Here is a 24,949-nt window from a genome sequence, read left to right as displayed (position 1 = left end):
AATGAAAGTAATAAACTTGTCTGAACAAAACTCGATTCTAAATCGTTTTGTCAGCGAAATTCGAGATGTAAACATCCAACAAGACAGTATGCGTTTTCGCCGCAACCTAGAGCGTATCGGAGAAATCATTGCTTACGAAATAAGTAAAAACCTGTCTTATGAGACTCTAGAGGTACAAACCCCTCTGGGTAGTGCTCCGGCTAATTTATATCAAGATAAAATTGTATTGGGTACAATTTTACGTGCCGGACTAGGTTTTCATCACGGATTCCTTAATTATTTCGATAATGCAGAAAACTCTTTCGTTTCGGCATATCGTAAATATCGCGAAAATCACGAAAGCTTTCATGTTAGCATAGAATATATTGCTTCTCCTCGTTTGGATGGTAAGGTGCTTATACTTACCGATCCGATGCTTGCAACAGGTGGAAGCATGGAACTATCATATCATGCACTTCTTACTAAAGGTTCGCCTAAACATGTACATATAGCAACAGTTATTGCCAGCCAAGAGGCAATTGATTATTGCAAAGAAAAATTTCCGGATGCAACTACAACTATTTGGGCAGCCGATATCGATCCGTTGCTTAACGAGCAGGCATACATCGTTCCAGGATTGGGAGATGCAGGAGATTTAGCTTACGGTCAGAAAGATTAAACTATCAAAAGAAAAATCACTTTCCATCTTTACTACAATTAAGGTCTCCAGACCTATTTGTTATCAATTATATATACGTAAACTCTAAAAATGGGTATAGAAAAAGGAATATTCAAGCGAACTGAACTCTTATTGGGTGATACGCTTATGGATAAAATAGCTTCGCAACGAATTATCATATTCGGTGTAGGAGGCGTTGGCAGTTGGTGTGCCGAAAGCTTGGTACGCTCAGGCATTAGAAATATAACTATTGTTGATTCTGATCGTGTTTGTATTACCAATATAAACAGACAACTCCTTGCTACTACCAAAACAGTAGGTCAGGTAAAAGTGGATGTTTTAAAAGAGCGTTTACTAGAGATAAATCCAAAAGCCGAGATTAATGCTCTTCAACAAATATACAGCCCTGAAACTTCAGAATCGTTCCATCTTGAGGAGTATGATTATATCATTGATGCAATAGATAGTCTCACCAATAAAATGGACTTAATCCGTACTGCTACAAAAACCAAAGCGATATTATTATCATCAATGGGTGCTGCCCTGAAAATGGATCCTACTAAAATAAAGGTAGCTGAGTTTTGGCAAGTAAAAGGATGTCCTTTGGCAGCAGCTCTACGCCGTAAATTCAAGAAAAGCGAAAAGCCATCTCGTAAATTCCTTTGCGTATATAGCGAAGAGGTTTTGGAGAACAGAGGAGCAAACGAATCTTGCGGAACAGAGAAATGTTTATGCCCAAAATCAAAGATGGCTCCGGGAAATCCCGATTTAGCTAACCACGAATGGTGCAGTACCAAAGCTCAAATAAATGGAACTTTAGCACATGCTACTGCCATATTCGGATTTACTTTGGCAGGATTAGTTATGCAAAATATTTGTAAAGAGGAGAAAGTGCCTGCCTGATATAAAACGTCAGCATAATACTTAGATATAGAGAAAACCCCAGTGGACATCAATTCACTGGGGTTTTATTTCGTATAATATTAAATAGTGTATTTATAGAGCGGCCTTAAAAGAGAACCACTTCCACCAACTATTCTTTTTTTCTTTTACCGGAGTATTGCCATGCATAATCTCGTGATACACAGTATCACTCACAACCTTTGCGTCAGACGTGAGATTCTGTCCTAGCGTCAATAAAGAGGGTAAGCCTAACAACGAGGTTAAGCCAGAAGGAACATACCCTAAATAGAAGTTTCGCTCCGCATGCATCTGCCCTAACAGACCCGTTACTGTATATTCTTTAGTGATTATCTTTCTTCCTAAATATATAGCGGAAACATACGCAATATTGAACAGCATCTGTTCTACACAAGCCTTATCAACACCTAGCGTTTGAGCCAATAGAGAAACAAACTCCATTCGTTTTCCTCCGAAAGCTCCATCCTCCCAAGCTATTATAGCATTTACTGTCTTCGAATTAGTTTGGTCTTCTATTGAAAATATTTTTATTTCTTCATTATCATCGAAACGAGATGCAAAACTAACCAGCATATCTTCCGATACAGAATTATCTCCTCTTGATAGAAGAGCTCCAAATATACCAGCAACAATAGAATCAGACAAACTCGTCAGGACAGCTTCATCTATCATAAATTGACGAGACGAGTCGGCTATAAATTCCGGCGTGATAATTTGTCTTATTTCTTTGAATAAAAGTTCCATAAATATCTCTTTGAGTTTACCAAGCACAATGTTATGAAATATTATCATGTAATTCTCATCTTCATTTGTGAATAATGCATTTATTTTCTCAATTTGTGTTCAAATGACACATTTGTTATTTCACAGATAAAGACATTTACATCAATTAGATAGCTAACATTACATTAAGAAATAAATAAAAATAAAACTTAAATAAATCTAATCTTTTTCTCCCCGGAAGTCCTTTTGAAAACTTTATAAACACAAAATCTTCAAGATAAAATATATCTGATTATATTTAGAAAAATATTTATCACACTAAGTAAACACAGATAATAAAAACGAAATGTACCGATATTCACTTTTTATACTTTTTAATATTGCGATAGTGTACGGTTCACTTAATACTCAAACAACTACGAAAAACGACTTCGATTATACAACCTTTAAGTCTTATTTTGGCGATCTTTTACCTAAAAGATCATCTGATTCCCTTTTAGCAAGAAAGAGCTTTACAGAAAAACTGTACACCTCTGATTCCGCCGATGAAAAAATATATGCAATCGGAAAAATAGACAATCATAAGGGAAATGATTTATTCGTTATCCGAAAAACTCTAATATATAATGATTTTGATGAAAGAAATCTAGATTTTTTGGCTCTTCTAGTTTTCAAAGACGAAACACTGATAAATGGGATAGACAATGAACTGATATTAGAGAATTCGCCAATAAGTGATGGAGGAATTTTCCAGCAATCATACGTTTTTGAGCCTGATACAACTCTAACTATTACAACTTTCAGAAGTGACTGTTGCAGCTCATCAGGATACGTAACTCCTATTGAAAATAGATCGACTATTCGTTTTGAGATTGATTCGGCAGGACACATCACACTCAAAAGAATAGATAAATGTGCATTTTCGTCTCCATTCTTTCAGATTGATTATCTCAATAAAATGCAAAAGGATAATAACTCATCGTATCCTACAGAAGATAATGAATACCAATTACAAATAGAAAATTGGGCTCTGCCAATAAATTTCTCAGAGGATGCTATAAGGTTCTTCTTTAATGTAATCTCTTACAATGGAAATTTACGGTCTCAATTTATAAGTCGCGACAAACAAGGAAACACACTAGATACATATATTGTTGGAGCTAATAACAGTTTGGCACAACAAGAAATAATCCAACCCAAAGGAGCATCAATTAAGTACACTATTAACATTCAAACATCTGATGGAGAATTAGAATCAACGCCTGCGGGAAGGTTCAAGCTTAAGAAGATGAGCTTTATTTCGGACTGAAATTGCCTTTTTAATACTTTAGAGGAACACTTCTATAATCTACAGATTTTTTCTAACTTTGTTTATTCAAGTAAATAGAATAGTTCTAAATAACAAAAACTATACAATTGTGTCGAAAAAAATAGCCGAAACGCCCTTAATGAAACAATACTTTGAGATCAAGAGTAAACATCCTGATGCAATACTTTTATTTCGGGTGGGTGATTTTTACGAAACATTCTCACAAGATGCTATCGATACTGCCGAAATTGTAGGTATCACTCTCACTCGAAGAGCCAATGGAGCTGCTCAGTTTGTAGAGTTGGCAGGTTTTCCTCATCATGCCTTAGATACTTATTTACCAAAACTTGTTCGTGCAGGAAGACGTGTTGCTATATGCGATCAACTTGAAGACCCCAAACAAACGACCAAACTGGTAAAAAGAGGTGTAACCGAATTGGTTACTCCCGGTGTATCAATCAATGATAATATACTCAACCACAAGGAGAACAATTTCCTTTGTGCTATTCATTTTGCAAAGAAAAACTTCGGAATATCATTTCTTGATATATCTACAGGTGAATTTATGATTGCAGAAGGCAGCAAAGAGTATGTAGACAAACTACTTGCTAATTTTTCGCCTAAAGAAGTATTGATAGAGCGCAGCAAAAAGAAACTATTTGATGAATATTTTGGAGCTCGCTTCTTTACATTCGAATTAGATGACTGGATTTTCACACAAGATGCAGCAAAAGACCGTCTATTAAAACACTTCGAAACCAAAAACCTCAAAGGATTTGGTGTTGAACATCTGTCGGACGGGATAATCTCTGCCGGAACAGTGCTTCATTATCTGGATTCAACTCATCACACACAGATAAGCCATATCTCTTCTCTATCAAGAATAGAAGAAGACAGATACGTTCGTTTAGATAAGTTTACAGTACGTAGCTTAGAGCTTATTTCTACGATGAATGAAGGTGGAAAATCGTTACTTGACATTGTCGATAAAACCATATCACCAATGGGGGCGCGTATGCTTCGCCGTTGGCTGGTTTTCCCTCTGAAAGAAGTAAAACCAATAAATGACCGTTTAGCGGTTATCGAATATTTTTTCCGTGATCCTAGTTTAAAACAAATACTCGAAGAAAAGCTTGCCCTTATCGGCGATTTAGAACGTATTATATCCAAAGTAGCCGTAGGACGCGTCACTCCTCGTGAAGTAGTTCAACTTAAGGTCGCTTTAAAAGCTATTCAACCTATTAGAGATTTGTTTCTTGCTTCCGATGAACCTAGTTTAAAAGAAATAGGTGAACGGCTTAATCCTTGTCCTATCATTAGTGATAAGATAGAGAAAGAAATACAAAACGACCCTCCCGCACTTCTAAACAAAGGAAATGTAATTAACAAAGGGGTAAATGAAGAATTAGATAAACTTCGAGCCATTGCCTATTCGGGCAAAGACTATCTTTTGCAGATACAGCAACGTGAAATAGAAACTACGGGTATTACATCGCTAAAAATCAGCTTCAATAATGTCTTTGGCTATTACATAGAAGTTCGTAATTCACACAAGGATAAAGTACCTGCTGAGTGGATTCGTAAACAAACACTTGTAAATGCAGAACGATATATTACTCAGGAATTAAAAGAATACGAAGAGCAAATACTTGGTGCAGAGGAAAAGATTTTCACTCTTGAGACCACCATCTACAACAATCTTGTAGCTAGCCTAATTGAATACATACCAACTATTCAGGTAAATGCAAACCTTATTGCTCGTACCGACTGCTTACTTTCGTTTGCTAAAACGGCACAGGAAAATAAATACATCCGCCCTAATATCGAAGACTCTGATGTTCTCAATATAAAGAACGGAAGACACCCCGTAATAGAAAAGCAACTACCTCTTGGTGAGTCATACATTGCAAATGATGTATTTCTGGATAGTAATTCTCAACAAATTATCATCATCACCGGACCTAATATGGCGGGTAAGTCGGCTTTACTACGTCAGACAGCCTTAATTACATTAATGGCGCAGGCTGGGAGTTATGTGCCTGCCGAATCGGCTCAAATAGGCATTGTTGATAAGATTTTTACTCGTGTAGGAGCTTCCGATAACATATCATTGGGAGAATCGACCTTTATGGTGGAAATGAACGAAGCATCTGATATTCTAAATAACCTATCAGATCGTAGTTTGGTCTTATTTGATGAATTAGGACGTGGAACAAGTACTTACGATGGTATCTCCATCGCTTGGGCTATTGTTGAATACATACACGAACATCCTAAGGCGAGAGCCAAAACTTTATTTGCAACTCACTACCACGAGTTGAATGAGATGGCTAAATCGTTTAAGCGAATTAAGAATTTTAATGTTTCGGTAAAAGAAGCCGACAATAAGATAATATTCCTACGTAAGTTGGTAAAAGGAGGTAGTGAGCATAGTTTCGGTATACATGTGGCTAAGATGGCAGGTATGCCTCAAAGCATTGTGAAACGTGCAGACACTATTCTTAAGCAGTTGGAAACTGATAACCGCAAACAAGGTATTGCTAAACCTATTGCCGAGATCAATGAGAAAAGAGAAGGCTATCAATTAAGCTTCTTCCAATTGGACGATCCTGTACTTAGTCAGGTTCGTGATGAGATTCACTCATTAGATGTAAATAATCTTACACCTATGGAAGCTCTCAACAAACTAAGTGATATTAAGAAAATCGTATCGGGGAAATAAATCTGATATTTTTCAGTACTTCGATAAGTAAAATAATTATAGATAATCACAGTTATAAGATATAGCTGTGATTTTTTTTATGCCCTCACCTTATTTACTCTCGTAAAAACAGCTGAAGTGATTGCGCAAAATTCAGCCATGACAAACGCTTTTTCTCAGTCTGCACATTATCTAAATAGACTTGGGTATCATTTTCAAAATAGGACTTAATACCCTCTGAAATAGCCTCCGGAGAAACCTCAACTACAATACCGGTAGCAGACATTGAAATAGTTTCACCCAATGCCCCCACATTAGTAGCTATCATTGGCAACTCCATCTGATAAGAGACAGCCACTACCCCACTCTGCGTAGCATCGCGATAAGGCAACACTAATACATCGGCAGCCGAAAACAATGTGGTTACCATATCATCAGGGATATACTGTTCAAAGACCTTGATATTATCCTTTAAAGGAGATTGATCTATTAATTGCTGATATTTCTGAAAATCACCATAGCACTCTCCTGCTATGATTAACTGATAACTATCATCTAAATAAGACATCGATTCTATCAACAAATCCAAACCTTTATAGTCTCGAATAAGCCCAAAGAAAAGGAGGTTCTTTTTATCTACATTAACACCTAAGAGTTTGCACGCCTCCGATTTACTTATTCTCTCTTTATAGTGATCATAAATAGGATGTGGAGTTACAAGCACTTTAGCCTGAGGAATAAGCTTTTCTAAGTCATCCTTAACGGGCTCACTCAGCACAATAAAACTGTCGCATTTCTCAAAGAAGTATTTTGCAAATATTTTATCAAAAAAACCCTTTTCGTGAGGTATTGCATTATGAATAAGAGAAATAATCTTTATCTTATTATCCAACAAACGGCATATTGTACCTAAAGCAGGCGCAACAAATGGCATCCAATAGGCAACAATTACAACATCAGGATTATATTTGTTTATAGCTTTAGCTGTAGATAACCACGAAAGTGGATTAACACTATTAAGGATTCGTTCTGACTGAAGAGACAATGAGGAATTTTCGCCTTCTACATATTGGGTTTTCCCCGGAAAAAGAAAGGATGGATATAATAAAGAGAAAGAAAAAGCTGATACTTCTACACCTTCTGTTCCTTGAAACTCTTGATAGAGTCGATTACTAAAGGAAGCAATCCCTCCCCTATAAGGATAGAATGGTGATAGAATAGCTATTTTCATTGTTCAACTTCGTCTGTGTTATCTATACGTCTTCTACTGTAAAGAACTTCGTCTACCTTTTTAAGTATTCTTTCTTCGGATATCGAATTCAGGCAAGCAATATCACCTCTATAACAAGGTACTTGACCAAATACTGAACATGGATTACATTCTATGTCTGACAGTATAGCATTGTTCGGATCTTGACCAAAACCATAAAAGCCTAAATGAGGGTGTGTTGCTCCCCATATTGAGATAACTGGAACCTCTACCAAAGATGCTAAATGCATATTAGCAGAATCCATAGAAATCATCAAATCCAAATAAGACATTAAAAGAAGCTCATTTTCTAGATTTAATTTCCCTGATACAGCAATTATATTAGAATATGTAGCTGCCCATTTTTCCATAAGAGCACGTTCCTCAGGCCCTGATCCAAATAAAAATAGAGTAGTATCAAGTTGCTGAGAAAGTTTTGCAACAACATTCTCCATTTTATCAAGAGGATATACTTTTTCGGCATGCTTCGAAAAAGGAGCAATACCAATCCAATGTCCTTTCTTTTCGGTAACAATAGCTCTTAGGGGATACAAAGAGCGCTCTTTTAGTTCAAAATAGTTGGTAAACACCATTTCTGCAGGAAATCCAAGGTCTTCAAGCACCTCCATATAACGCTCTGTGGTAGGTATTAGAGGAGGGTTTACGACCTTGCTATCGATCATTTGCTTTTTTTCTGCACGTCCTTTGTCTATATGAGCTACCTGCTTTCCTAAAATAGACATGTAAAAGCGAATAATCTTTGTTCTCAACACATCATGGACATCTGCCACATGAGTATATTTGTATCGAGTGACACTACGTAGCAATCTGAATATTCCCCAAAAACCTTTATGATGGTTATTTACATCAATTGTTACTGCATTTATGTTGAATCCCAGATTTTCGAATAACGGGGCAAAAGCTTTACGGGTCAGCACAATAAAACGATCCTGAGGATATCGTGCCGCCACGGAAAACACAACAGGAACTAACATTGCAACATCGCCAAATGAAGATATTCGAGTAATTAAAACTCTCGCCATTGTAAATTAAAATATTTATTTTTATTGTAATACAAAACAGTAAACCTTATTTACTTTTCTTTTCGTAGAGGACAGGATTCAAATCAGGATCATTATACATTTTCATCTGTTTGTATACCTTCATATATTTCGATCCTGCTTCAATATCTTCAAGCAATTCATTTATAGCAGTTGAAAGATCTTTGCGTTGCTCAAGAAGAATAGCTAATTTTTTAGAACACTGCTCATGGTGTGCAGCATCTACGTCTTTACGATCTACTTCCTGTTGCATATGATACAATTTCAACGCCAATATTGATAAACGATCTACCGCCCATGCAGGACTTTCAGTATTTATCTTAGCATCTGCTTTGGGTTGGATATCTTTGTACTTATCCAAAAAGTAACTGTCAATCAATTCAACCAAATCAGTACGATCTTGGTTCGATTTATCGATACGACGTTTAAGTTCCAACGCAGCCACAGGATCAATGTTAGGATCTCTGATTATATCTTCAAAATGCCATTGAACCGTATCTATCCAATTTTTTAAATATAGATAGTATTCTATCGTTTTAAGCTCATAAGGATTAGATATAGCTGTATCAACATTATCAGTTACATGATAATCTTTAATAGTCTGATCGAAGATCGAATTACACAAGCTTGTAAATTTCATATCAATAATTTTAACAAATAAATTAGAAACGAAAAAAGGCACTTTTAATTATCACATATAGTGTAGAAACAATATATGCTAAATAAAAATACCTCCAACCAATATTAAATACAAATATATATATTTTTTTCATATTTAACAGAGTTATACCAATGAAATAGAAAAATAGATGTACTACCAAATTAAAGATTATTTGGTAGCCCAATTTTCTCTATCTAGATTTCGGTAATTAATAGCTTCCGCCAGATGCTTGGATAAAACCTTCTCTGAACTATCTAGATCAGCAATAGTCCTTGAAACTTTAAGAATCCGGTCATAAGCCCTTGCCGAAAGATTAAAGCGATCCATTGCTATTTTCAACAATTGTAAACCATCTTCATCGGGCGTGGCATATTTACGCATCAATTTAGATGTCATCTGAGCATTATAATGTACAGTGTCTTCACCTTTAAATCGTTCGTCTTGAATGGCTCTGGCCTTAATCACCTTTTCTCTTATTGAATAACTATCCTCAGCCGTTCCCGAATTAGATATTTTTTCGAAGGGAACAGGAACAATCTCAATCTGAATATCTATTCGATCTAGTAATGGTCCTGATATTTTATTCAAATATCGCTGCACAACACCTTGTGGGCATACACATTGCTTCTCGGGATGATTAAAATATCCACAAGGACAAGGATTCATAGAGGATACCAGCATAAAACTAGACGGATATTCGACCGCAAATTTCGATCGGGAAATAGATATAGATCTATCTTCTAAAGGTTGCCTCAAAACCTCTAGTACACTTCTATTAAACTCTGGTAACTCATCTAAGAATAGGACTCCATTGTGAGCCAGACTAATTTCTCCCGGTTGTGGATAAATTCCTCCGCCAACCATTGCTACATCAGAGATCGTGTGATGAGGGGCACGAAATGGACGAATACACATCAGGGAAGTATCAGTTCCTATCTTACCTGCCACACTATGTATTTTGGTTGTTTCTAGAGCTTCATGCAGAGTAAAAGGAGGAAGAATGGATGGAAGACGTTTTGCCATCATCGATTTCCCTGCTCCGGGAGGACCTATCATAATAATATTATGACCACCAGCAGCAGCAACTTCTATTGCCCGTTTTACATTTTCCTGCCCTTTCACATCTGAGAAATTGAACTCAAAATTCTGTTGATTATTCAAAAACTCAGCCCTTGTATCTATTATAATACGTTCGAGCTCTAAATCATTATTAAAAAAATCAACAACCTCCGTTATGCTCTCAACACCATATACTTCAAGATTATTGACCACTCCTGCTTCTTTGGCATTCTTTTTGGGCACAATCAAGCCTTTAAAGCCAAGCTCTCTAGCTCTAATAGCTATGGATAAAGCTCCTTTGATCGGTAGAATAGAACCATCTAAAGATAATTCTCCCATCAGCATATAACGATCCAGCTTATCGGTTTTCAGACTATCTGAAGCAGCCATAACACCAATAGCCAACGGAAGATCGTATGCCGATCCTTCTTTTTTTATGTCTGCCGGAGACATATTAATTACAACTTGTTGACGTGGAAATTTATAACCGTTTACTTGCAGAGCCGAAATTATACGCTCGTGGCTCTCTTTAACCGAGGCATCGGGAAGCCCTACTAACATAAATTTGATTCCTTTCGAACAGTTAACTTCTATTGTTATTTGTGTTGCATTGATTCCTTGTACAGCTGCGCCAAAAACTTTTACTAGCATTCTTTTGTGTTATAAGTAAAAAAAGAAAGACGATACTTTCAATCCAATTTGTGTCTACAATGGCAAATATAAAAGAAAAAAAGAGAGATTTAACAAAACCTCTCTTTTCTATATATCTATTTTTTCTTTATCTACTCTTTGTATAGTTCCAATAATGCTTCAAAAGTTACATCTCTATCTTCAATTACTCCATCCTTAGAAATAAGGATCATATAAGGAGCTTCTGTTACATTATATTTCTTCACTGCTTGCGAATTCCATTTTCGTCCATCTAGTAGCACAGTCCAATCCAATGAATTAGCAATTTCTACAATCTTAGGATCCGGAGATTTATCATCTTCATCAATGACAATAGCAACAAATTGAACCTTATCTTTTAATGTCTTTTGAGTTTCTTTCAACAAATTAAAATAAGCTTCATTGGAAGGAGCTTCTTTTAGATCGAAAATTAACAAAACAGGCTTCCCTCTGAAGTCTTTCAAGCTTACCGATTTTCCTCGTGTACTTTGCAAAGTAATGTCCGGAGCTACCGAACCTACCATTGAGATTTTAACTCGATCATAGTAGTCTTTTAAAGAAGTTGTCAGATAAAAATTGGCTGCCTCACCTTTCAACAAATCAATATCATTACCTAATAAATCAACCGAAATATTATTAATAGAAAAATCATTCATCAATATTACTGCAGCTATTTTGGCAGGATCGCTTTCAACGCATTCACGAACACAGCGAGCCAATTGATAATTAACATTTTTCAATTCTGATACATCCAGATTCTCATTTTTAGCCAATATTCTATATCTAGACTGTAAGATATTTGCATTCTTCTTTTTAAAGTCTGCCAAGTCATTATTGACTCTACCTCCTCTTATTTCCACTAAATCTCCCTCTAAAGCATTACCTGTAATACTAACTTTGTAATTGGGTTCAAGAAAAAAGCGAAGAGGCTTTAGCCCTTCCCCTACAAACAAAGAAACTAAAGCTTGCGACTCTACCTTCCCTTTGTACGAAAATTTCCCTCCTTTTTCCACTGTTATAGTATCAATAGATACAGAATCTTTTGTTATTTCTTTTACAGCATAGATCTTAGGTACTGACAAATTTTCCAGTTTACCTTCGACCGTAAAATTTACATCTGAGTTGGTACAGCTTGTTACACTTAAAATAAGCAGACTAAATATAACTAGCCCTCTTATCATTATGGTAGAGATTTTCAAAGTTTTCAATTTCTTGATTTTTTAGTACACTTTTATATGTACAAATATTATACCTATTTATATTAAAAAATACTATTTGTAGTAAATTTGACACAAAGATAGCAATAACGTTTAATCCATTATTGCATATTTTTGTTATTTTTAACAACCGAAAAACTCTTTTGTTCATAAAAAAAGTTCTTTTTTTCATAACACACATTCTAATCGGAATAAGTATCTTTGTTTTTTATTTAAATCGTCTAGTTATGAAGATCCTGAAAATCTGTTTCCTATCTATTTGTACTTTATCATCGTTTATTTCAATGGCACAAGACACATCAGTTCAGCTCGGTTTAGAGGATCTTATTCCCGGAGGTAATTCATACGCTAAATATAGAATCTCATTTCCTCAAAAGCTACAATGGTGGGGAGATAACGCTACATATATAAAAGGAGACTCTATTATGTCTGTTGCTAAATCTGAAAAACAATCAGGCAATTTGGTTATTGACAAAAAAGCGATTAATTCGGGTCTAGAAGCTAATGATAAAAAGCCTATAAAGTCATTACTTTCGGTTAGCTTTCCATATGCAGATCAAAAGATAGTGATGCTTAATAATGGAGCTGATACTTATCTATATAATTTTGAGTCGAATAAGATTATAGCCAGTTATACTTTACCAAAAGACGCGGCAAATCAGGATTTTTCAGAAGCAAGCAAAACTTTTGCTTACACCAAAGATAATAACCTGTACGTAATACGAGAATCAGGACAAGAAGTCACCGTTACTTCTGACACAGACAAAGGTATTGTAAACGGGCAATCTGTACATCGAAATGAATTTGGAATAAAGAAAGGTACTTTCTGGTCTCCTTCCGGCAAGCAGCTAGCCTTTTACAGAATGGACGAAACCATGGTTACAGACTATCCTTTGGTAGATATTTCGGCACGAGTAGCCGAATTAAAAGACATTAAATATCCAATGGCAGGAATGAAAAACCATCATGTGACAGTTGGTATTTTTAATCCTGAAACACAACAAACTATATTTTTAAAGACAGGAACTCCTAAAGAAAAATATCTGACGAATATTGCATGGAGTCCCGATGAAAAATACATCTATCTTGTCGAACTAAATAGAGGACAAGATACTTGCAAACTCAACCGCTATAAAGTAGCATCTGGAAAGCTGGATGCGACACTATTTACTGAAACACATTCGAAATATGTGGAACCCGAAAATCCTGTATTATTCCTAAAGAATGACCCTCAATCTTTTATCTGGCAGAGTAAAAAAGACGGACACAATCACTTGTATCAATATGATCTAAATGGAAAGCTAAAAAAACAACTGACCAGTGGCAATTGGGATATTATAGAAGTTCTTGGTTTTGATGAAGTGGGAAACAATCTCTATTATATATCAACAGAAGCATCTCCAATAGAAAAACATATATATCAACTCAATCTGAAAAGCGGAAAAAGAACTCAATTATCGAAAGAAGAAGGAGCTCATTCAGCACAATTAAGTACATCCGGAAAGTATATCATAGATCGTTACACATCACAACATAATCCAGGAAAAGCTTCTATTACAGAAACTAAAACGAATAAAAGCTATACTTTTTTCGAAGCCAAAGACCCATACGGTAAAATAAATATGCCTGAAATAGAGATAGGATCTATAAAGGCAAATGATGGAAAAACTAATCTTTATTATCGCTTAATTAAGCCTCTGAATTATAATCCTGCTCAAAAATATCCTACAGTAGTATATGTATATGGAGGTCCTCATTCACAACTTGTAGACAACTCATGGATGGGACAAGCTCGCGGATGGGACATTTATATGGCTGAGAAGGGTTATGTAGTATTCACAATAGACAATAGAGGAACATCTAACAGAGGAATTGATTTTGAAAACATCACACACCGTCAATTGGGTATAATAGAAACTGAAGATCAAATGACCGGTGTAGATTTTCTTAAATCGTTACCTTATGTTGACTCTAACAGAATAGGTGTCCACGGATGGAGCTATGGAGGATTTATGACTTTGAACTTGATGCTTCGTCATCCTGAAACATTTAAAGTGGGCGTAGCAGGAGGTCCTGTTACCGATTGGAAATATTATGAAATAATGTACGGCGAACGCTACATGGATTCACCAAAAGAAAACCCCGAGGGCTATTCTAAAACCAGCATGGTTGATCGTGCAGGAGACCTAAAAGGCAGACTTTTACTTATTCACGGAGATGAAGATCCTACCGTTGTATTGCAACATAATCTTCAATTTATGAAGTCAGCTATAAAAAGTGGTACACATCCTGATTTATTTATATATCCAGGACATGGACACAATATGACAGGACACGATCGCGTACATCTTCATGAGCATATTACACGTTACTTTGATGATTTTTTAAAATAAAAGAAATTCGCACATATACCTTTATATATCAAACAATTACCCTCAATACTACATTTTAATTTTTAACTAAAAATGTAGCATAAACAAAACACAAAGGGTAATAGAATAGTCAGGAAACAGTTTTACTCAGAAATTTGACATATTTAAATGTGAAAAAAGTTCCTTTTTTCACATTTTCCATCTAAAAAGGTTATATTTGCCCATCAACAACATTTTTTTTTGAAAACAGAAAGGAAAAGATAGTTACAAGTAATATATTATTTGTTTACCGTTGGATATTTACATGAAGATATGGAACAACAATAGCTCCCAGTTTCAGCTAAATCGGTATTTGCATCTTAATATTATTTGATTCTCTTATATTTTTCTTCTTGGCAACAACCCATTTACAGGATAATTGAATATCCTGGTAAATGTAGAATACAGCAACAATAAATACATTTCGATCTATATTTAGGATACAATATGCGGTACTTATTTACATAAGATACTAATTAAATGTATTCTATGAAAAATTCTAAATTATGATAAAGAAAAGACTGGTCTTTCTTATCTTCAGCTTTTATGCTATAACTCTTGCATACGCTCAAATAGGTATTGGAATCGGTACTTCAAATTCCGATCCGTCTGCTATTCTCCATATCCAAAGCTCCGATAAGGGTGTTTTATTTCCTAAGATAAACTTACAATCTAAGACAGATATAACTACCATCTCGAATCCGGCAGTCGGACTTTTAGTCTATAATACAGGACAAGGAGGTTTAGACACACCCGGTTATGTATACTGGACAGGATCAGAATGGCAGAAGATGACTCTCACAACAGTAGTAAACCCATCTATAACCGGCCTGCTATGCAATAGAGCAGAGCTTACACCTTCTACATATATAGCAGGGATTCCTTATGAAGGTATAATGACCATTCCATATACAGGAGGCAATGGAGGCGGATATAACAGCGGTACACCTGTATCTTCAACAGGTAATACAGGGCTTACCGCAACACTACAAAGAGGAGAACTGAATACAGGAAATGGAAATTTAATATTCAGAGTTACAGGTACTCCCTCAGCCTCATCTCCGACTCCTATTATCTTTAATATTGATGAGCTGAACTTCAATTGTTCTGTTTCATTAGTAGGAGAACAGATGGAAGTAGGAGAGCAAACCTCGTTTATTGCTAGCTTAACTAAAGACCAAAACGTATCTGGAACTCTTTTATCTCAATATTATCCCTCCCAACTCCCAACTGTTGATGGATTAAGGATGGATCTAATATCAAATGGAGCGACTTATTATTATCCAAGAGTTTACAACGTAAGTTCTGAACAGAAAATTGTAAGTTTTCAAACCTTTTCAGTTGTAAGTCTACTAAATGTTACAAATTTAAATAGAACTATTTATAGACAATCTGAAGTTACAAGCACAAATTGGGATTATGTCAATATAACCTCAAGAACTACTGCCCCCAATTTTGCTATTGCTTGGACTGCCACCGTATCCTCAACTGTTACTACCGATCTGCAGGTACAGGTAGGACCTTCCGAATGGCGATGGTATGAAATGACATGGTGGGCAATGGAAATAGATACTGTTAAAGTAATCTTCATGTCACTAATGAGGAAATCCTAACAGATATAATCAGATTTAAATTATGAAAAAATAATCTTACTATTTGTCTTTTATAGCCTATATATATCGACAAACCTGATATATGCCCAAATAGGAATTGGAACTGAAAGTCCAGACCCTTCAACAATACTCGACATAAATAGCTCAAACCAAGGAGTGTTATTTCCTAAGGTTGCTCTATTGTCTGATACTGATATAGCGACAGTACTTAACCCCGAAGAAGGACTTTTAGTATATAATACAGGAACAGGAGGCTTAGATTATGAAGGTCTTGTTTGTTGGGATGGAACAAGTTGGAAGAAAATTAATCTTACTGCAACAAATCCGCCCTCTATTTCGGCCCTTCGATGTACTGATGCCCGAATAAGCCCTTCTCTTTTTGAAGCAGGAGTACCTTACGAAGGAACTATGGTTATCCCATATTCCGGAGGAAATGGTGGTAGTTACTCTGCCGGTAGCCCACTACCCTCCATTGGACATAACACGGGGCTTACCGCAACATTACAAGCAGGAACTCTAGCATATGGAGCCGGAGAACTAACATTTAAACTATCGGGCACACCCCTATATGACTCGCCTGTACCCGCTGTATTTAACATCAATTTTCTGGGACAGAGTTGTCAGGCAACTGTTAGCGGTGTTACTCTGGGAGTAGGAGAATATGTTACATATGTAGGTTACATACCAGCCACAGGTGTTGCTAACGGAACATTTTTATCATCTATAAGAACCGGGCTACCCGTTATTGATGGTTTAAGAATGGATTTGATTTATTACACACAAACCTATTACCGACCAAGAATTGTTAATACCAACTCAACCAGTCAACTTATAAGTCTACAGACCTTTGCAACGCAGGTAAATCAATATAGAACTAATTTAAACCAGACTATTGCAGCCGGTGATGCTATTGTCATAGATTATGATGATTTAGTTTATTGGACAACAACTGCTGCCGAAGTAATTACTGTAAATGTACAGGTACAAATTGTACCGGGCGTATGGCGTTGGTATGAAATGAAATGGTGGGCAATGGAAATTAGTGCACAAAAGGTAATTTTCATGTCAATCATAAGAAAAGCTTAATCCCAGACTTTAATTATAAAACATTACAGATGAACAAGAAAGTCTTAACATTAATATTACTTCAAGTATGCATTACATTAGTATATGCACAGGTAGGAATTGGCACACGCGACATTTCTTCTTCGGCAATGCTTGAAGTTAAAAGTGAGAACAAAGGTGTTCTTTTTCCTCGCATAGCACTCAATTCAAACACAGATATAACAACAATATCCAATCCATCCATCGGCTTAACTATTTACAATACTGGTTTAGGCAATTTTAAAACAGAAGGCTATTTAACATGGGATGGTACAATGTGGGTAAGACTAAAATCTGAAGATATAAAAGCACCGGGGATCTCAGGTATACAATGTACAGGAGCCAGCATGACCCCTTCTGCTTTCAAGGCAGGAGTTCCTTACGAGGGAATTATGGAAGTACCCTATATTGGTGGCAATGGAGCCTCCTATCCTGTAGGAACACCTATCGCCTCAACCGGAAATACCGGCCTTACAGCCACTTTGCAAGCTGGGGTATTAGAACAAGGTAATGGCGTATTGAGGTACACACTTTCAGGCACACCACTTCTGGACTCGCCTGCTGCTGCCTATTTCAACATAGATGTTCTCGGAAATTCTTGTACTGTAGCCTTGACCGGTGGTTTAACACTCGAAATTGGAGGGCTTATCACATTTTCTGGAGTATTTATTACGAATGGTCTTACACTCAATACCCTTCTATCAACTCAGTTCCCTACACAACTGCCCATTATTGACGGTTTAAAAATGGAAGTGGCATATTACGATCCAACTTTTTACAGACCTCGTATATACAACGTTTCCGACCAACCTCAGCTCATTAGCTTACAAACATTTGCCACTGAGGTAAACGAAAATAGAACTGTATTAAATCAAACGATTGCATCCGGAGGTTTTATACAGGTTGATTATAATGACATTGTTTATTGGACAACTACTAATGCCGAAGTAATCACATCCAATGTGCAGGTACAAGTTACTGCTGGTGTATGGCGTTGGTACGAAATGAAATGGTGGGCGATGCAAACCAATGCCAGTAACGCTTATAGCAAAACAATATTTATGTCTGTAACCCGAAAAGCATAATCTATTTTATAAACCATTATAGATAAAAAAGGCAGGAGTAATAAATACTTCTGCCTTTTTTTATATTCTTATAAAGTTCTAAACTTAAAAATCACTTTGCTTTATTCAACGTAAATGTTGCTAATACAGCTTTATGATCGGTAGGCCAAATACCTTTACCTATTTCGATAGGATCTTGGGTATTATCTTTTACCCTCTTACTATAAGCAATAGAACCATCAGGTCCCCATACAACCGCATCAGTTAAATCGAGTCCCTCCAATGGAGCATAGTAGATAAAATCAACTCGCTCGCGTTCATCAGCATCGGGAGTCCACGTTAGCTTGTTTATATCCATCAAAGGATTATCGGCAGGGAAAGTTATACCGGGATGAGTCGCAGGATCAGGATAAGCTTTACGATATGTATCTATATACCCTTCATCTGCAAGCATTGTACTAACTGTCCAGGGCACTACTACTCCATGCCTGTCGAACATATCTTTAGTACTTTCTATCCAGTCTTGATGAGATGGCTCATTAAAGTCTCCACCTATAATCACAATCCTGTTTTTAGCTCTATCTTCTTTAGCCTTTTCTAAGATTGCTTTCATTCCATCATCTCTTTTCGACAAAACGTTATCTGCTAATATAGAATCTACATCAAGCATTGGTGTACGCTTTTTCCATGTAGAACCATTATAGCCTTTTACATCATAATAAGTATCATTGAGATAATCTAAGTGGGTAGTATAAAGGGCAACTTCCTGTCCATTCATATCTATCAATGCTCTGTAAGCACTACCATGATCATCAACACAAGGATATACAGTAGTTGAATCTATAATGGGATAACGAGAAAGAATACCCGAATCGTAACTATAAAAAGAATAAAATACTTGTCCGCTATCTTTTAGGGATTGAACAATTCTGTCACAAAATCTAGTGTCTTTGTAATTCCGAACTTCACTTAATGTCACAAAATCGGCTTTAGAATCGAGTATTTGTTGAACAATGGCTTGGTAACCATCGGGTACAACTGTACCTTCCTGCCAAATATTGAATTGAAGAACTTTGAATGTTTCAGTGTTCGCCACTACATCTGCCTTATTCGTTTTTCCTCCACAACTCAATAAAAGAAAAGAAATACAGAATAAATAAATAATTTTTTTCATAATAAACATTTTAAGGTTTATAAAGATCGAGCGATCTTATTGTATCTCAAACAAAGTTATTAATCTTAAAAGTAAAGATCGAATTTGGACAAAAAAATATCCGTAAAAAAATATTTCTTCACGGATATTAAGCTTTCAGTTCTTTTAATGGAACTTTATTTCAATTCTTCAAGAATAGTTATCAGATAATCATAGAATCTTTCTACAGTATCTATTTCTACAAACTCATCTGGTGAATGGGGATTCATAATAGTTGGGCCAAAAGATACTATATCTAAGCCTGGAGTACTATCTAGAATGATACCACATTCCAAACCTGCGTGTACAACTTGTACAATAGGATCTTTACCAAATTTTCTGATATATATATCCTTCATTACCTCTAAAGCGGCAGAATTAGCATTTGGTTGCCAACCCGGATAAGCATTTACAGCCTCAACTTTGGCATCTGCCAAAGAGAATAAACTATTAATACTTGAATCAAGGGCATATTTTTTTGTTTCAGAAGAACTACGTGTAAGGAATTTTATCTCTACCAATCCTTCAGTCGATTTTACAGAAGCAATGTTTGTAGATGATTCTACAATACCCGGAAAATCCTGCAACATACTGATAACTCCATTAGGACATGCTTCAACAGCATTAATCAAATCATCTTGAATTTCTTCAGGAATCAACGATTTTGGCAAATCGGTTTTCTCAGCTTTAAGAGATAAGTTGTTCTCAATACTTCTATACTCTTCACTGTAGATTTCTTGATATTCATCTACTAAGTCTAACAAATCATCTACATTTTCAGCAGGAACTGTTACTATTGCAAATGCTTCTCTAGGTATTGCATTGCGAAGCGAACCTCCATCAATGAACGATAAACGAGCTTCTACTTCAGCTACTGCTTGTTTAAGGAAACGGAACATCAACTTATTAGCATTACCACGACCTAGATGTATTTCTCCACCCGAGTGTCCACCTCTAAGTCCAGTAAGGTTTATTTTCAAAGCAACATCACCTGCAGGAACTTCTACTTCTTTAAATTGCCAAGATACGTTTTCGTCAATACCTCCTGCACAACCTACACAAAGCTCTCCTTCTTCTTCTGTATCCAGATTCAATAGAATACTACCTGTTAAGAATCCCGATTCAAGACCAAAAGCACCTACCATGCCTTCTTCTTCGTCAATCGTAAACAGTCCTTCTATTTTACCATGCTTAAGGCTGCTGTCCTCTAGGATAGCTAAAATAGCAGCAGCTCCTATACCATTGTCCGCACCTAAAGTGGTAGAACGGGCTTTCACCTTATCTCCTGCAATATATGCATCAATCGGATCTTTCAGAAAATCGTGTTTCACATCCGAATTCTTTTGAGGAACCATATCTAAGTGTGCTTGCAAAATTACAGTAGGAGCATTCTCCATACCTTTCGAAGCTGGTTTTGTAACAAGTACATTACCTACTTTATCTTGCTTAACATCTATATTGAGCGATTTTGCAAAATCAACTACATATTTCTCTACAGCCTTTGTATGTCCTGTTGGACGAGGTATCTGAGTCAACTCATAAAAATGTTTCCAAACACTTTCTGGTTTCAGGTTTAATATTTCTTTTGCCATAATAATTGTATTTTATTTTTCAATTTTTCCGTTGGATGTAATTTTAACTCTCTGTAGAGTTTTATCAGGATCTGCATAAGCATCATACTTGGTAAGTTCTAGCGAATGCTCCTTAAGATTAATGATAGAAGTAGTTGACCAAGCCCCTTCTGCATTGTCATAGTACACTTCAACCGCATCAATAAGGGTATGATCTTTTGTATAATTAGCTAGCCAGATAGCATTTTCCGATTCGTACTCTTCGTATATCAGATACGACTTGAATAAATCTCCCCAGCTTAGCTCTTTGAGAATATAATATGAGAATTGATCTTCTCCGCCTTTCAATCGGGTAAAAGCTTCGAGTTTATATAAATCTTTATCAGCAAACTGTTTATCGAGACTGCTCTGTTCCCAAGCCTGAATAAAATCATCATCTACCAATATTCGATTGTCGTTACCTTGCTCTTCTTTAGTTGTATTTGAACCGATACTTTTACCTTCAATAGGTTGTGTGTATGAAGATAAAACAAATCCTAAGCTTAGGATTATAAATAATACTCTTTTCATTATATGTCTATTTTTAAGAATTAAAGGTACTCATAAAATAGACATTACAAGGAATAATTAACGAGACTATTTACAAAGATATTTCAGCAGATTATTTATTTCTATTTTTAATGGTCAATGCTCCCATGCTGAATAATCCACACAGCACAATCCACAACGATTGTATAGCAAATACGGCAAATGCAAATGCTTCTCCCGAATCTTTAGTTACACCATACAAGCCCAAAGATAGTACTACTGCAGCATGCCAAACACCCATTCCTCCATTGGTTGGGATAGCCATACTTAAGCTACTCAAAGCAAAAGCTATAAGACCAGCAGTAAGCCCTAAATCTTTAGTGAAGTCAAAAGCATAGAATGTTATATAGAAATATAGAAAATAGGAGAACCAGATACCAATTGTATATAGCAAAAAGCGTCCCTTTCTCTTCATTTTGAATACGGTCTGCATATCGCGACCCAGTCCTTTAAAAAGATTGGTAAGCTTTATTATAGGAGTTGTATTTTTAAATAATTTATAAATTACAACAATCAAAACAATGGCAGCAATTACTCCACCGATCATCCAGCCTGATGAAAAAATATTAGTAAGAGAGTTAGATAAAGCAGCATTCTCTTTTATATAAGAAAGAAAGAACTCAACATTAAAGCAACAAGCCAATAAAATAATGCAGGCTACAGTAACCGTATCGCTAACCCTATCAAGAATCATAGTACCAAAAAGTTTAGCAAAAGGAATCTTCTCATCCTTAGCAACTACGGCACATCTCCACACTTCTCCTCCACGAGGGATTGCAATATTTACAGCATAACTACCCAATACGGCATATATTAAACTCGACGCAGGAGGATTGTATCCAAGTGGCTCTATCAAAAGCTTCCATCTGAGACCACGGATAACATTACCCAGTGCTCCAAAAATCAGAGAGAACAGCAGTATAGCAAAGTTGGCATCTTTGATTGTGATCCACATTTTACCAAAATCGGTATCACGGTACAAAAGCCATAACACAACTACCCCCAAGGCTAACGGGATAAGTACTTTCAGAAATTTACTTATTACTGACCCTTCTTTCTGAGGTTCTTCGGTTTGATTAATATCCATTATGTTTACTTATTCGGTGGAAATGAATGGCATTGATGAGTATTCCAATGATAAATTCATTAACTTTGTTCGTTGCAAATATAAGGATATATTAATAATATGTAAAGTAAAATATTTGTTGCTGTATTTTTTAATATTAACATGCTCTGGTTGCTACAACAACTAAAGCAATAAATAGGTCGGAAACTTTAAGGATATAGATGGGAGATGTAAGAGCAAAAAAATTTCTAGGACAACACTTTTTGAAGGATTTGCAAATAGCAAAGCAAATAGCCGATACGTTAGATAATTTTCCGGATACTCCCATTATAGAAGTTGGTCCGGGGATGGGTGTTCTCACCCAATACTTACTCGAAAAAAACCGAGATCTTACAGTTATTGAGATCGACAGAGAGTCGGTTCCTTATCTAAACGAACATTTTCCTGCACTTAAAGATCATATTATTGAAGGAGATTTTCTTCAATTGAATCCTACTGATATTTATCCTGATCAATTTTGTATTATAGGTAACTACCCTTATAATATTTCGTCTCAGATATTCTTCAAGGTACTCGATTATAAAGAACACATCCCCTGCTGTTCGGGTATGCTTCAAAAAGAAGTTGCCGAACGTATTGCATCTAAACCTGGAAAAAAGACATATGGAATACTAAGTGTACTTCTTCAAGCATGGTATGATATTGAATACCTATTCACGGTTAGTGAAGTCGTATTCGATCCGCCTCCCCGTGTCAAATCCGCCGTAATACGACTGGTGCGTAATAACCGCGAAAGTTTAGGCTGTGATGAAAAATTATTCAAAACCGTTATTAAAACATCTTTCAACCAACGTCGCAAAACATTGCGTAATTCGATGAAACCGCTGTTGGGTAAAGATAACAATATATATGCTGATCCTATTTTTGACAAACGTCCCGAACAATTGTCAGTAGAGGAGTTTGTATATTTGACGAATCTCACACGAGAACACATGCCACAAGGTGCAGAAGACGCAGGCATCCAGCGAAAAGAATAAGGTCTGTGACCTTACTTGTAACCAGTAACTCATAACTAAATACTTATTATGTCTGAAGTAAGATTGTTCTATCACAAAGACAACGTAATTCGTATAAGTCGCAGCATCGAGTTTTTAAAGACTAATCCTATAAAGAATTTTTTATGGATAGACTTAAACAATGTTGATGAAGAAATAGAAAACGAATTAGAAGACTATCTGAAAATATATATTCAGGAAGAAGAAGAGATGATCGAGATCGAGATGTCATCCCGATACATCGAAACGTACGATTCGCTGGTAGTCAATTTCAACTTCTTACGCCCCAATTTTGACAAAGAACTGGTTTCATTTATTCTTAAGAATAATATTCTTATTACTGTACGTGACGAGGATCTAACTTCATTTCAGGAGACTGTAAAAAAAATATCAGCCAATCCGCGCAATTATCCTACAGGCTACCATGTATTTGTTGCCCTGTTGGAAACACGTGTTGAAGTAGATGCCGACATGATTGAGGAAATGACTCAAAAGATTACCACCTTAAGTAATACCCTTACCATGGAGGAAGCCGATGAAGAGCTTTTGATGGAAATCAAAGACCTTCAGGAAAAGACGATGATGCTTCGCGAAAATATTATTGAAAAGCAACGAGCCGTATCAAGTATGTTGAAAAGCGAATTAATCAACAGAGAGCTACATGGCAAACTTACCATCATTGTAAAAGATATAAATTCGCTACTCGAACATATCAAATTTAGTTTCGACAGACTTGACTATTTACAAGATACATTCCTCGGGTTTGTTAATATCGAACAAAATAAGATCATTAAGATATTTACAATTATATCAGTCATCTTTATGCCCCCTACCCTTATTGCAAGCATCTATGGGATGAACTTTGCTATCATGCCCGAATTGCAATGGGAATATGGCTATATTGTAGCTATTGTATTCATGTTAGCCTCTTCGGGAGGTATACTTGTATACTTCAAGAGAAAAAGGTGGCTATAACGCCCTCTAATTAAATTGCATAAAAAAGCGTCTACCCATATACGCTAATATATACAGAAAAAGGGCTTTGGTTGAAATTTAA

Annotated in this window: 20 protein-coding genes; 10 read left to right on the top strand and 10 right to left on the bottom strand. The window is 36.0% G+C overall.

Annotated features, from left to right (window positions below):
• Window position 1: 1 nt before the first annotated feature.
• Both upp and IR022_RS12070 read left to right on the top strand, forming a co-directional pair.
• Window positions 2-658 (top strand): uracil phosphoribosyltransferase, encoded by a 657-nt coding sequence (gene upp, locus IR022_RS12075; protein ID WP_050708122.1) that lies wholly within the window; start codon window positions 2-4, stop codon window positions 656-658.
• 90 nt (window positions 659-748) lie between these two features.
• Window positions 749-1,561: a ThiF family adenylyltransferase gene (locus tag IR022_RS12070; RefSeq protein ID WP_194203873.1), complete on the top strand. Its 813-nt coding sequence runs from the start codon at window positions 749-751 to the stop codon at window positions 1,559-1,561.
• 93 nt (window positions 1,562-1,654) lie between these two features.
• Here IR022_RS12070 and IR022_RS12065 read toward each other — a convergent pair whose 3' ends face one another.
• The gene (locus tag IR022_RS12065) at window positions 1,655-2,323 is read right to left on the bottom strand and encodes a hypothetical protein (RefSeq protein WP_194203872.1); all 669 of its coding nucleotides are present in this window, start codon (window positions 2,321-2,323) and stop codon (window positions 1,655-1,657) included.
• 367 nt (window positions 2,324-2,690) lie between these two features.
• Between IR022_RS12065 and IR022_RS12060 the strand changes: the two genes are divergently transcribed.
• Both IR022_RS12060 and mutS read left to right on the top strand, forming a co-directional pair.
• Window positions 2,691-3,611: a hypothetical protein gene (locus tag IR022_RS12060; protein WP_194203871.1), complete on the top strand. Its 921-nt coding sequence runs from the start codon at window positions 2,691-2,693 to the stop codon at window positions 3,609-3,611.
• A gap of 139 nt (window positions 3,612-3,750) precedes the next feature.
• On the top strand, window positions 3,751-6,333 hold the full coding sequence (mutS, locus tag IR022_RS12055; protein WP_087880172.1) for a DNA mismatch repair protein MutS: 2,583 nt from the start codon (window positions 3,751-3,753) through the stop codon (window positions 6,331-6,333).
• A gap of 94 nt (window positions 6,334-6,427) precedes the next feature.
• Here the strand turns inward: mutS and IR022_RS12050 are convergent, their stop codons facing one another.
• The 5 genes from IR022_RS12050 to IR022_RS12030 form a co-directional block, all read right to left on the bottom strand.
• Window positions 6,428-7,543 carry a glycosyltransferase gene (locus IR022_RS12050; RefSeq protein ID WP_194203870.1) on the bottom strand — a complete coding sequence of 372 codons (1,116 nt, stop codon included), beginning with the start codon at window positions 7,541-7,543 and terminating at the stop codon, window positions 6,428-6,430.
• Window positions 7,540-8,604, bottom strand: coding sequence for a glycosyltransferase family 9 protein (locus tag IR022_RS12045; protein ID WP_194203869.1), 1,065 nt, complete (start codon window positions 8,602-8,604; stop codon window positions 7,540-7,542). The genes IR022_RS12050 and IR022_RS12045 overlap by 4 nt, the downstream gene beginning before the upstream one ends.
• A 46-nt stretch (window positions 8,605-8,650) precedes the next feature.
• Window positions 8,651-9,262: a DUF4254 domain-containing protein gene (locus IR022_RS12040; protein ID WP_050710409.1), complete on the bottom strand. Its 612-nt coding sequence runs from the start codon at window positions 9,260-9,262 to the stop codon at window positions 8,651-8,653.
• Window positions 9,263-9,451: 189 nt separating this feature from the next.
• Window positions 9,452-10,993, bottom strand: coding sequence for a YifB family Mg chelatase-like AAA ATPase (locus IR022_RS12035; RefSeq protein WP_194203868.1), 1,542 nt, complete (start codon window positions 10,991-10,993; stop codon window positions 9,452-9,454).
• A 131-nt stretch (window positions 10,994-11,124) separates the two neighbouring features.
• On the bottom strand, window positions 11,125-12,192 hold the full coding sequence (locus IR022_RS12030; protein ID WP_194203867.1) for a DUF4369 domain-containing protein: 1,068 nt from the start codon (window positions 12,190-12,192) through the stop codon (window positions 11,125-11,127).
• A gap of 263 nt (window positions 12,193-12,455) precedes the next feature.
• Here IR022_RS12030 and IR022_RS12025 point away from each other — a divergent pair, with 263 nt between their 5' ends.
• The 4 genes from IR022_RS12025 (at window position 12,456) to IR022_RS12010 (ending at window position 18,441) form a co-directional block, all read left to right on the top strand.
• The gene (locus tag IR022_RS12025) at window positions 12,456-14,621 is read left to right on the top strand and encodes a S9 family peptidase (protein ID WP_194203866.1); all 2,166 of its coding nucleotides are present in this window, start codon (window positions 12,456-12,458) and stop codon (window positions 14,619-14,621) included.
• A gap of 524 nt (window positions 14,622-15,145) precedes the next feature.
• The gene (locus tag IR022_RS12020) at window positions 15,146-16,252 is read left to right on the top strand and encodes a hypothetical protein (protein ID WP_194203865.1); all 1,107 of its coding nucleotides are present in this window, start codon (window positions 15,146-15,148) and stop codon (window positions 16,250-16,252) included.
• A gap of 156 nt (window positions 16,253-16,408) precedes the next feature.
• Window positions 16,409-17,338 carry a hypothetical protein gene (locus tag IR022_RS12015; RefSeq protein ID WP_194203864.1) on the top strand — a complete coding sequence of 310 codons (930 nt, stop codon included), beginning with the start codon at window positions 16,409-16,411 and terminating at the stop codon, window positions 17,336-17,338.
• 29 nt (window positions 17,339-17,367) lie between these two features.
• The gene (locus IR022_RS12010) at window positions 17,368-18,441 is read left to right on the top strand and encodes a hypothetical protein (RefSeq protein ID WP_050708562.1); all 1,074 of its coding nucleotides are present in this window, start codon (window positions 17,368-17,370) and stop codon (window positions 18,439-18,441) included.
• Between the two features lie 91 nt (window positions 18,442-18,532).
• Here IR022_RS12010 and IR022_RS12005 read toward each other — a convergent pair whose 3' ends face one another.
• The 4 genes from IR022_RS12005 to IR022_RS11990 form a co-directional block, all read right to left on the bottom strand.
• Entirely contained in the window at window positions 18,533-19,594 is a 1,062-nt protein-coding gene (locus tag IR022_RS12005) for an endonuclease/exonuclease/phosphatase family protein (protein ID WP_194203863.1), read from the bottom strand.
• Between the two features lie 155 nt (window positions 19,595-19,749).
• Window positions 19,750-21,204, bottom strand: a complete 1,455-nt coding sequence (locus IR022_RS12000) for an aminoacyl-histidine dipeptidase (protein WP_194203862.1) — start codon at window positions 21,202-21,204, stop codon at window positions 19,750-19,752.
• A 12-nt stretch (window positions 21,205-21,216) separates the two neighbouring features.
• Window positions 21,217-21,753, bottom strand: coding sequence for a hypothetical protein (locus tag IR022_RS11995; protein WP_194203861.1), 537 nt, complete (start codon window positions 21,751-21,753; stop codon window positions 21,217-21,219).
• Between the two features lie 91 nt (window positions 21,754-21,844).
• Complete coding sequence (locus IR022_RS11990) at window positions 21,845-22,858, bottom strand: lysylphosphatidylglycerol synthase transmembrane domain-containing protein (RefSeq protein WP_199330307.1); 1,014 nt, start codon at window positions 22,856-22,858, stop codon at window positions 21,845-21,847.
• Window positions 22,859-23,058: 200 nt separating this feature from the next.
• On the opposite strand from IR022_RS11990, the gene rsmA reads away from it, so the two are divergent.
• Together rsmA and corA are read left to right on the top strand one after the other, a co-directional pair.
• Window positions 23,059-23,874, top strand: coding sequence for a 16S rRNA (adenine(1518)-N(6)/adenine(1519)-N(6))-dimethyltransferase RsmA (gene rsmA, locus IR022_RS11985; RefSeq protein ID WP_194203860.1), 816 nt, complete (start codon window positions 23,059-23,061; stop codon window positions 23,872-23,874).
• Between the two features lie 48 nt (window positions 23,875-23,922).
• The gene (corA, locus tag IR022_RS11980) at window positions 23,923-24,867 is read left to right on the top strand and encodes a magnesium/cobalt transporter CorA (RefSeq protein WP_050709189.1); all 945 of its coding nucleotides are present in this window, start codon (window positions 23,923-23,925) and stop codon (window positions 24,865-24,867) included.
• The last annotated feature ends 82 nt before the right edge of the window (window positions 24,868-24,949 follow it).

The sequence above is a fragment of the Dysgonomonas sp. GY617 genome (assembly GCF_015233815.1).
Taxonomy (GTDB): Bacteria; Bacteroidota; Bacteroidia; order Bacteroidales; family Dysgonomonadaceae; genus Dysgonomonas_A.
Note: the sequence above shows the minus strand (reverse complement) of the source record. Positions and strands in the feature narration are given on the sequence as shown.

Coding starts and splice junctions, on each gene's coding strand:
- upp (WP_050708122.1), top strand. CDS start 2: ATGAAAGTAATAAACTTGTCTGAACAAAACTCGATTCTAAATCGTTTT.
- IR022_RS12070 (WP_194203873.1), top strand. CDS start 749: ATGGGTATAGAAAAAGGAATATTCAAGCGAACTGAACTCTTATTGGGT.
- IR022_RS12065 (WP_194203872.1), bottom strand. CDS start 2,323: ATGGAACTTTTATTCAAAGAAATAAGACAAATTATCACGCCGGAATTT.
- mutS (WP_087880172.1), top strand. CDS start 3,751: ATGAAACAATACTTTGAGATCAAGAGTAAACATCCTGATGCAATACTT.
- IR022_RS12050 (WP_194203870.1), bottom strand. CDS start 7,543: ATGAAAATAGCTATTCTATCACCATTCTATCCTTATAGGGGAGGGATT.
- IR022_RS12045 (WP_194203869.1), bottom strand. CDS start 8,604: ATGGCGAGAGTTTTAATTACTCGAATATCTTCATTTGGCGATGTTGCA.
- IR022_RS12040 (WP_050710409.1), bottom strand. CDS start 9,262: ATGAAATTTACAAGCTTGTGTAATTCGATCTTCGATCAGACTATTAAA.
- IR022_RS12035 (WP_194203868.1), bottom strand. CDS start 10,993: ATGCTAGTAAAAGTTTTTGGCGCAGCTGTACAAGGAATCAATGCAACA.
- IR022_RS12030 (WP_194203867.1), bottom strand. CDS start 12,192: ATGATAAGAGGGCTAGTTATATTTAGTCTGCTTATTTTAAGTGTAACA.
- IR022_RS12025 (WP_194203866.1), top strand. CDS start 12,456: ATGAAGATCCTGAAAATCTGTTTCCTATCTATTTGTACTTTATCATCG.
- IR022_RS12020 (WP_194203865.1), top strand. CDS start 15,146: ATGATAAAGAAAAGACTGGTCTTTCTTATCTTCAGCTTTTATGCTATA.
- IR022_RS12010 (WP_050708562.1), top strand. CDS start 17,368: ATGAACAAGAAAGTCTTAACATTAATATTACTTCAAGTATGCATTACA.
- IR022_RS12005 (WP_194203863.1), bottom strand. CDS start 19,594: ATGAAAAAAATTATTTATTTATTCTGTATTTCTTTTCTTTTATTGAGT.
- IR022_RS12000 (WP_194203862.1), bottom strand. CDS start 21,204: ATGGCAAAAGAAATATTAAACCTGAAACCAGAAAGTGTTTGGAAACAT.
- IR022_RS11995 (WP_194203861.1), bottom strand. CDS start 21,753: ATGAAAAGAGTATTATTTATAATCCTAAGCTTAGGATTTGTTTTATCT.
- IR022_RS11990 (WP_199330307.1), bottom strand. CDS start 22,858: ATGGATATTAATCAAACCGAAGAACCTCAGAAAGAAGGGTCAGTAATA.
- rsmA (WP_194203860.1), top strand. CDS start 23,059: ATGGGAGATGTAAGAGCAAAAAAATTTCTAGGACAACACTTTTTGAAG.
- corA (WP_050709189.1), top strand. CDS start 23,923: ATGTCTGAAGTAAGATTGTTCTATCACAAAGACAACGTAATTCGTATA.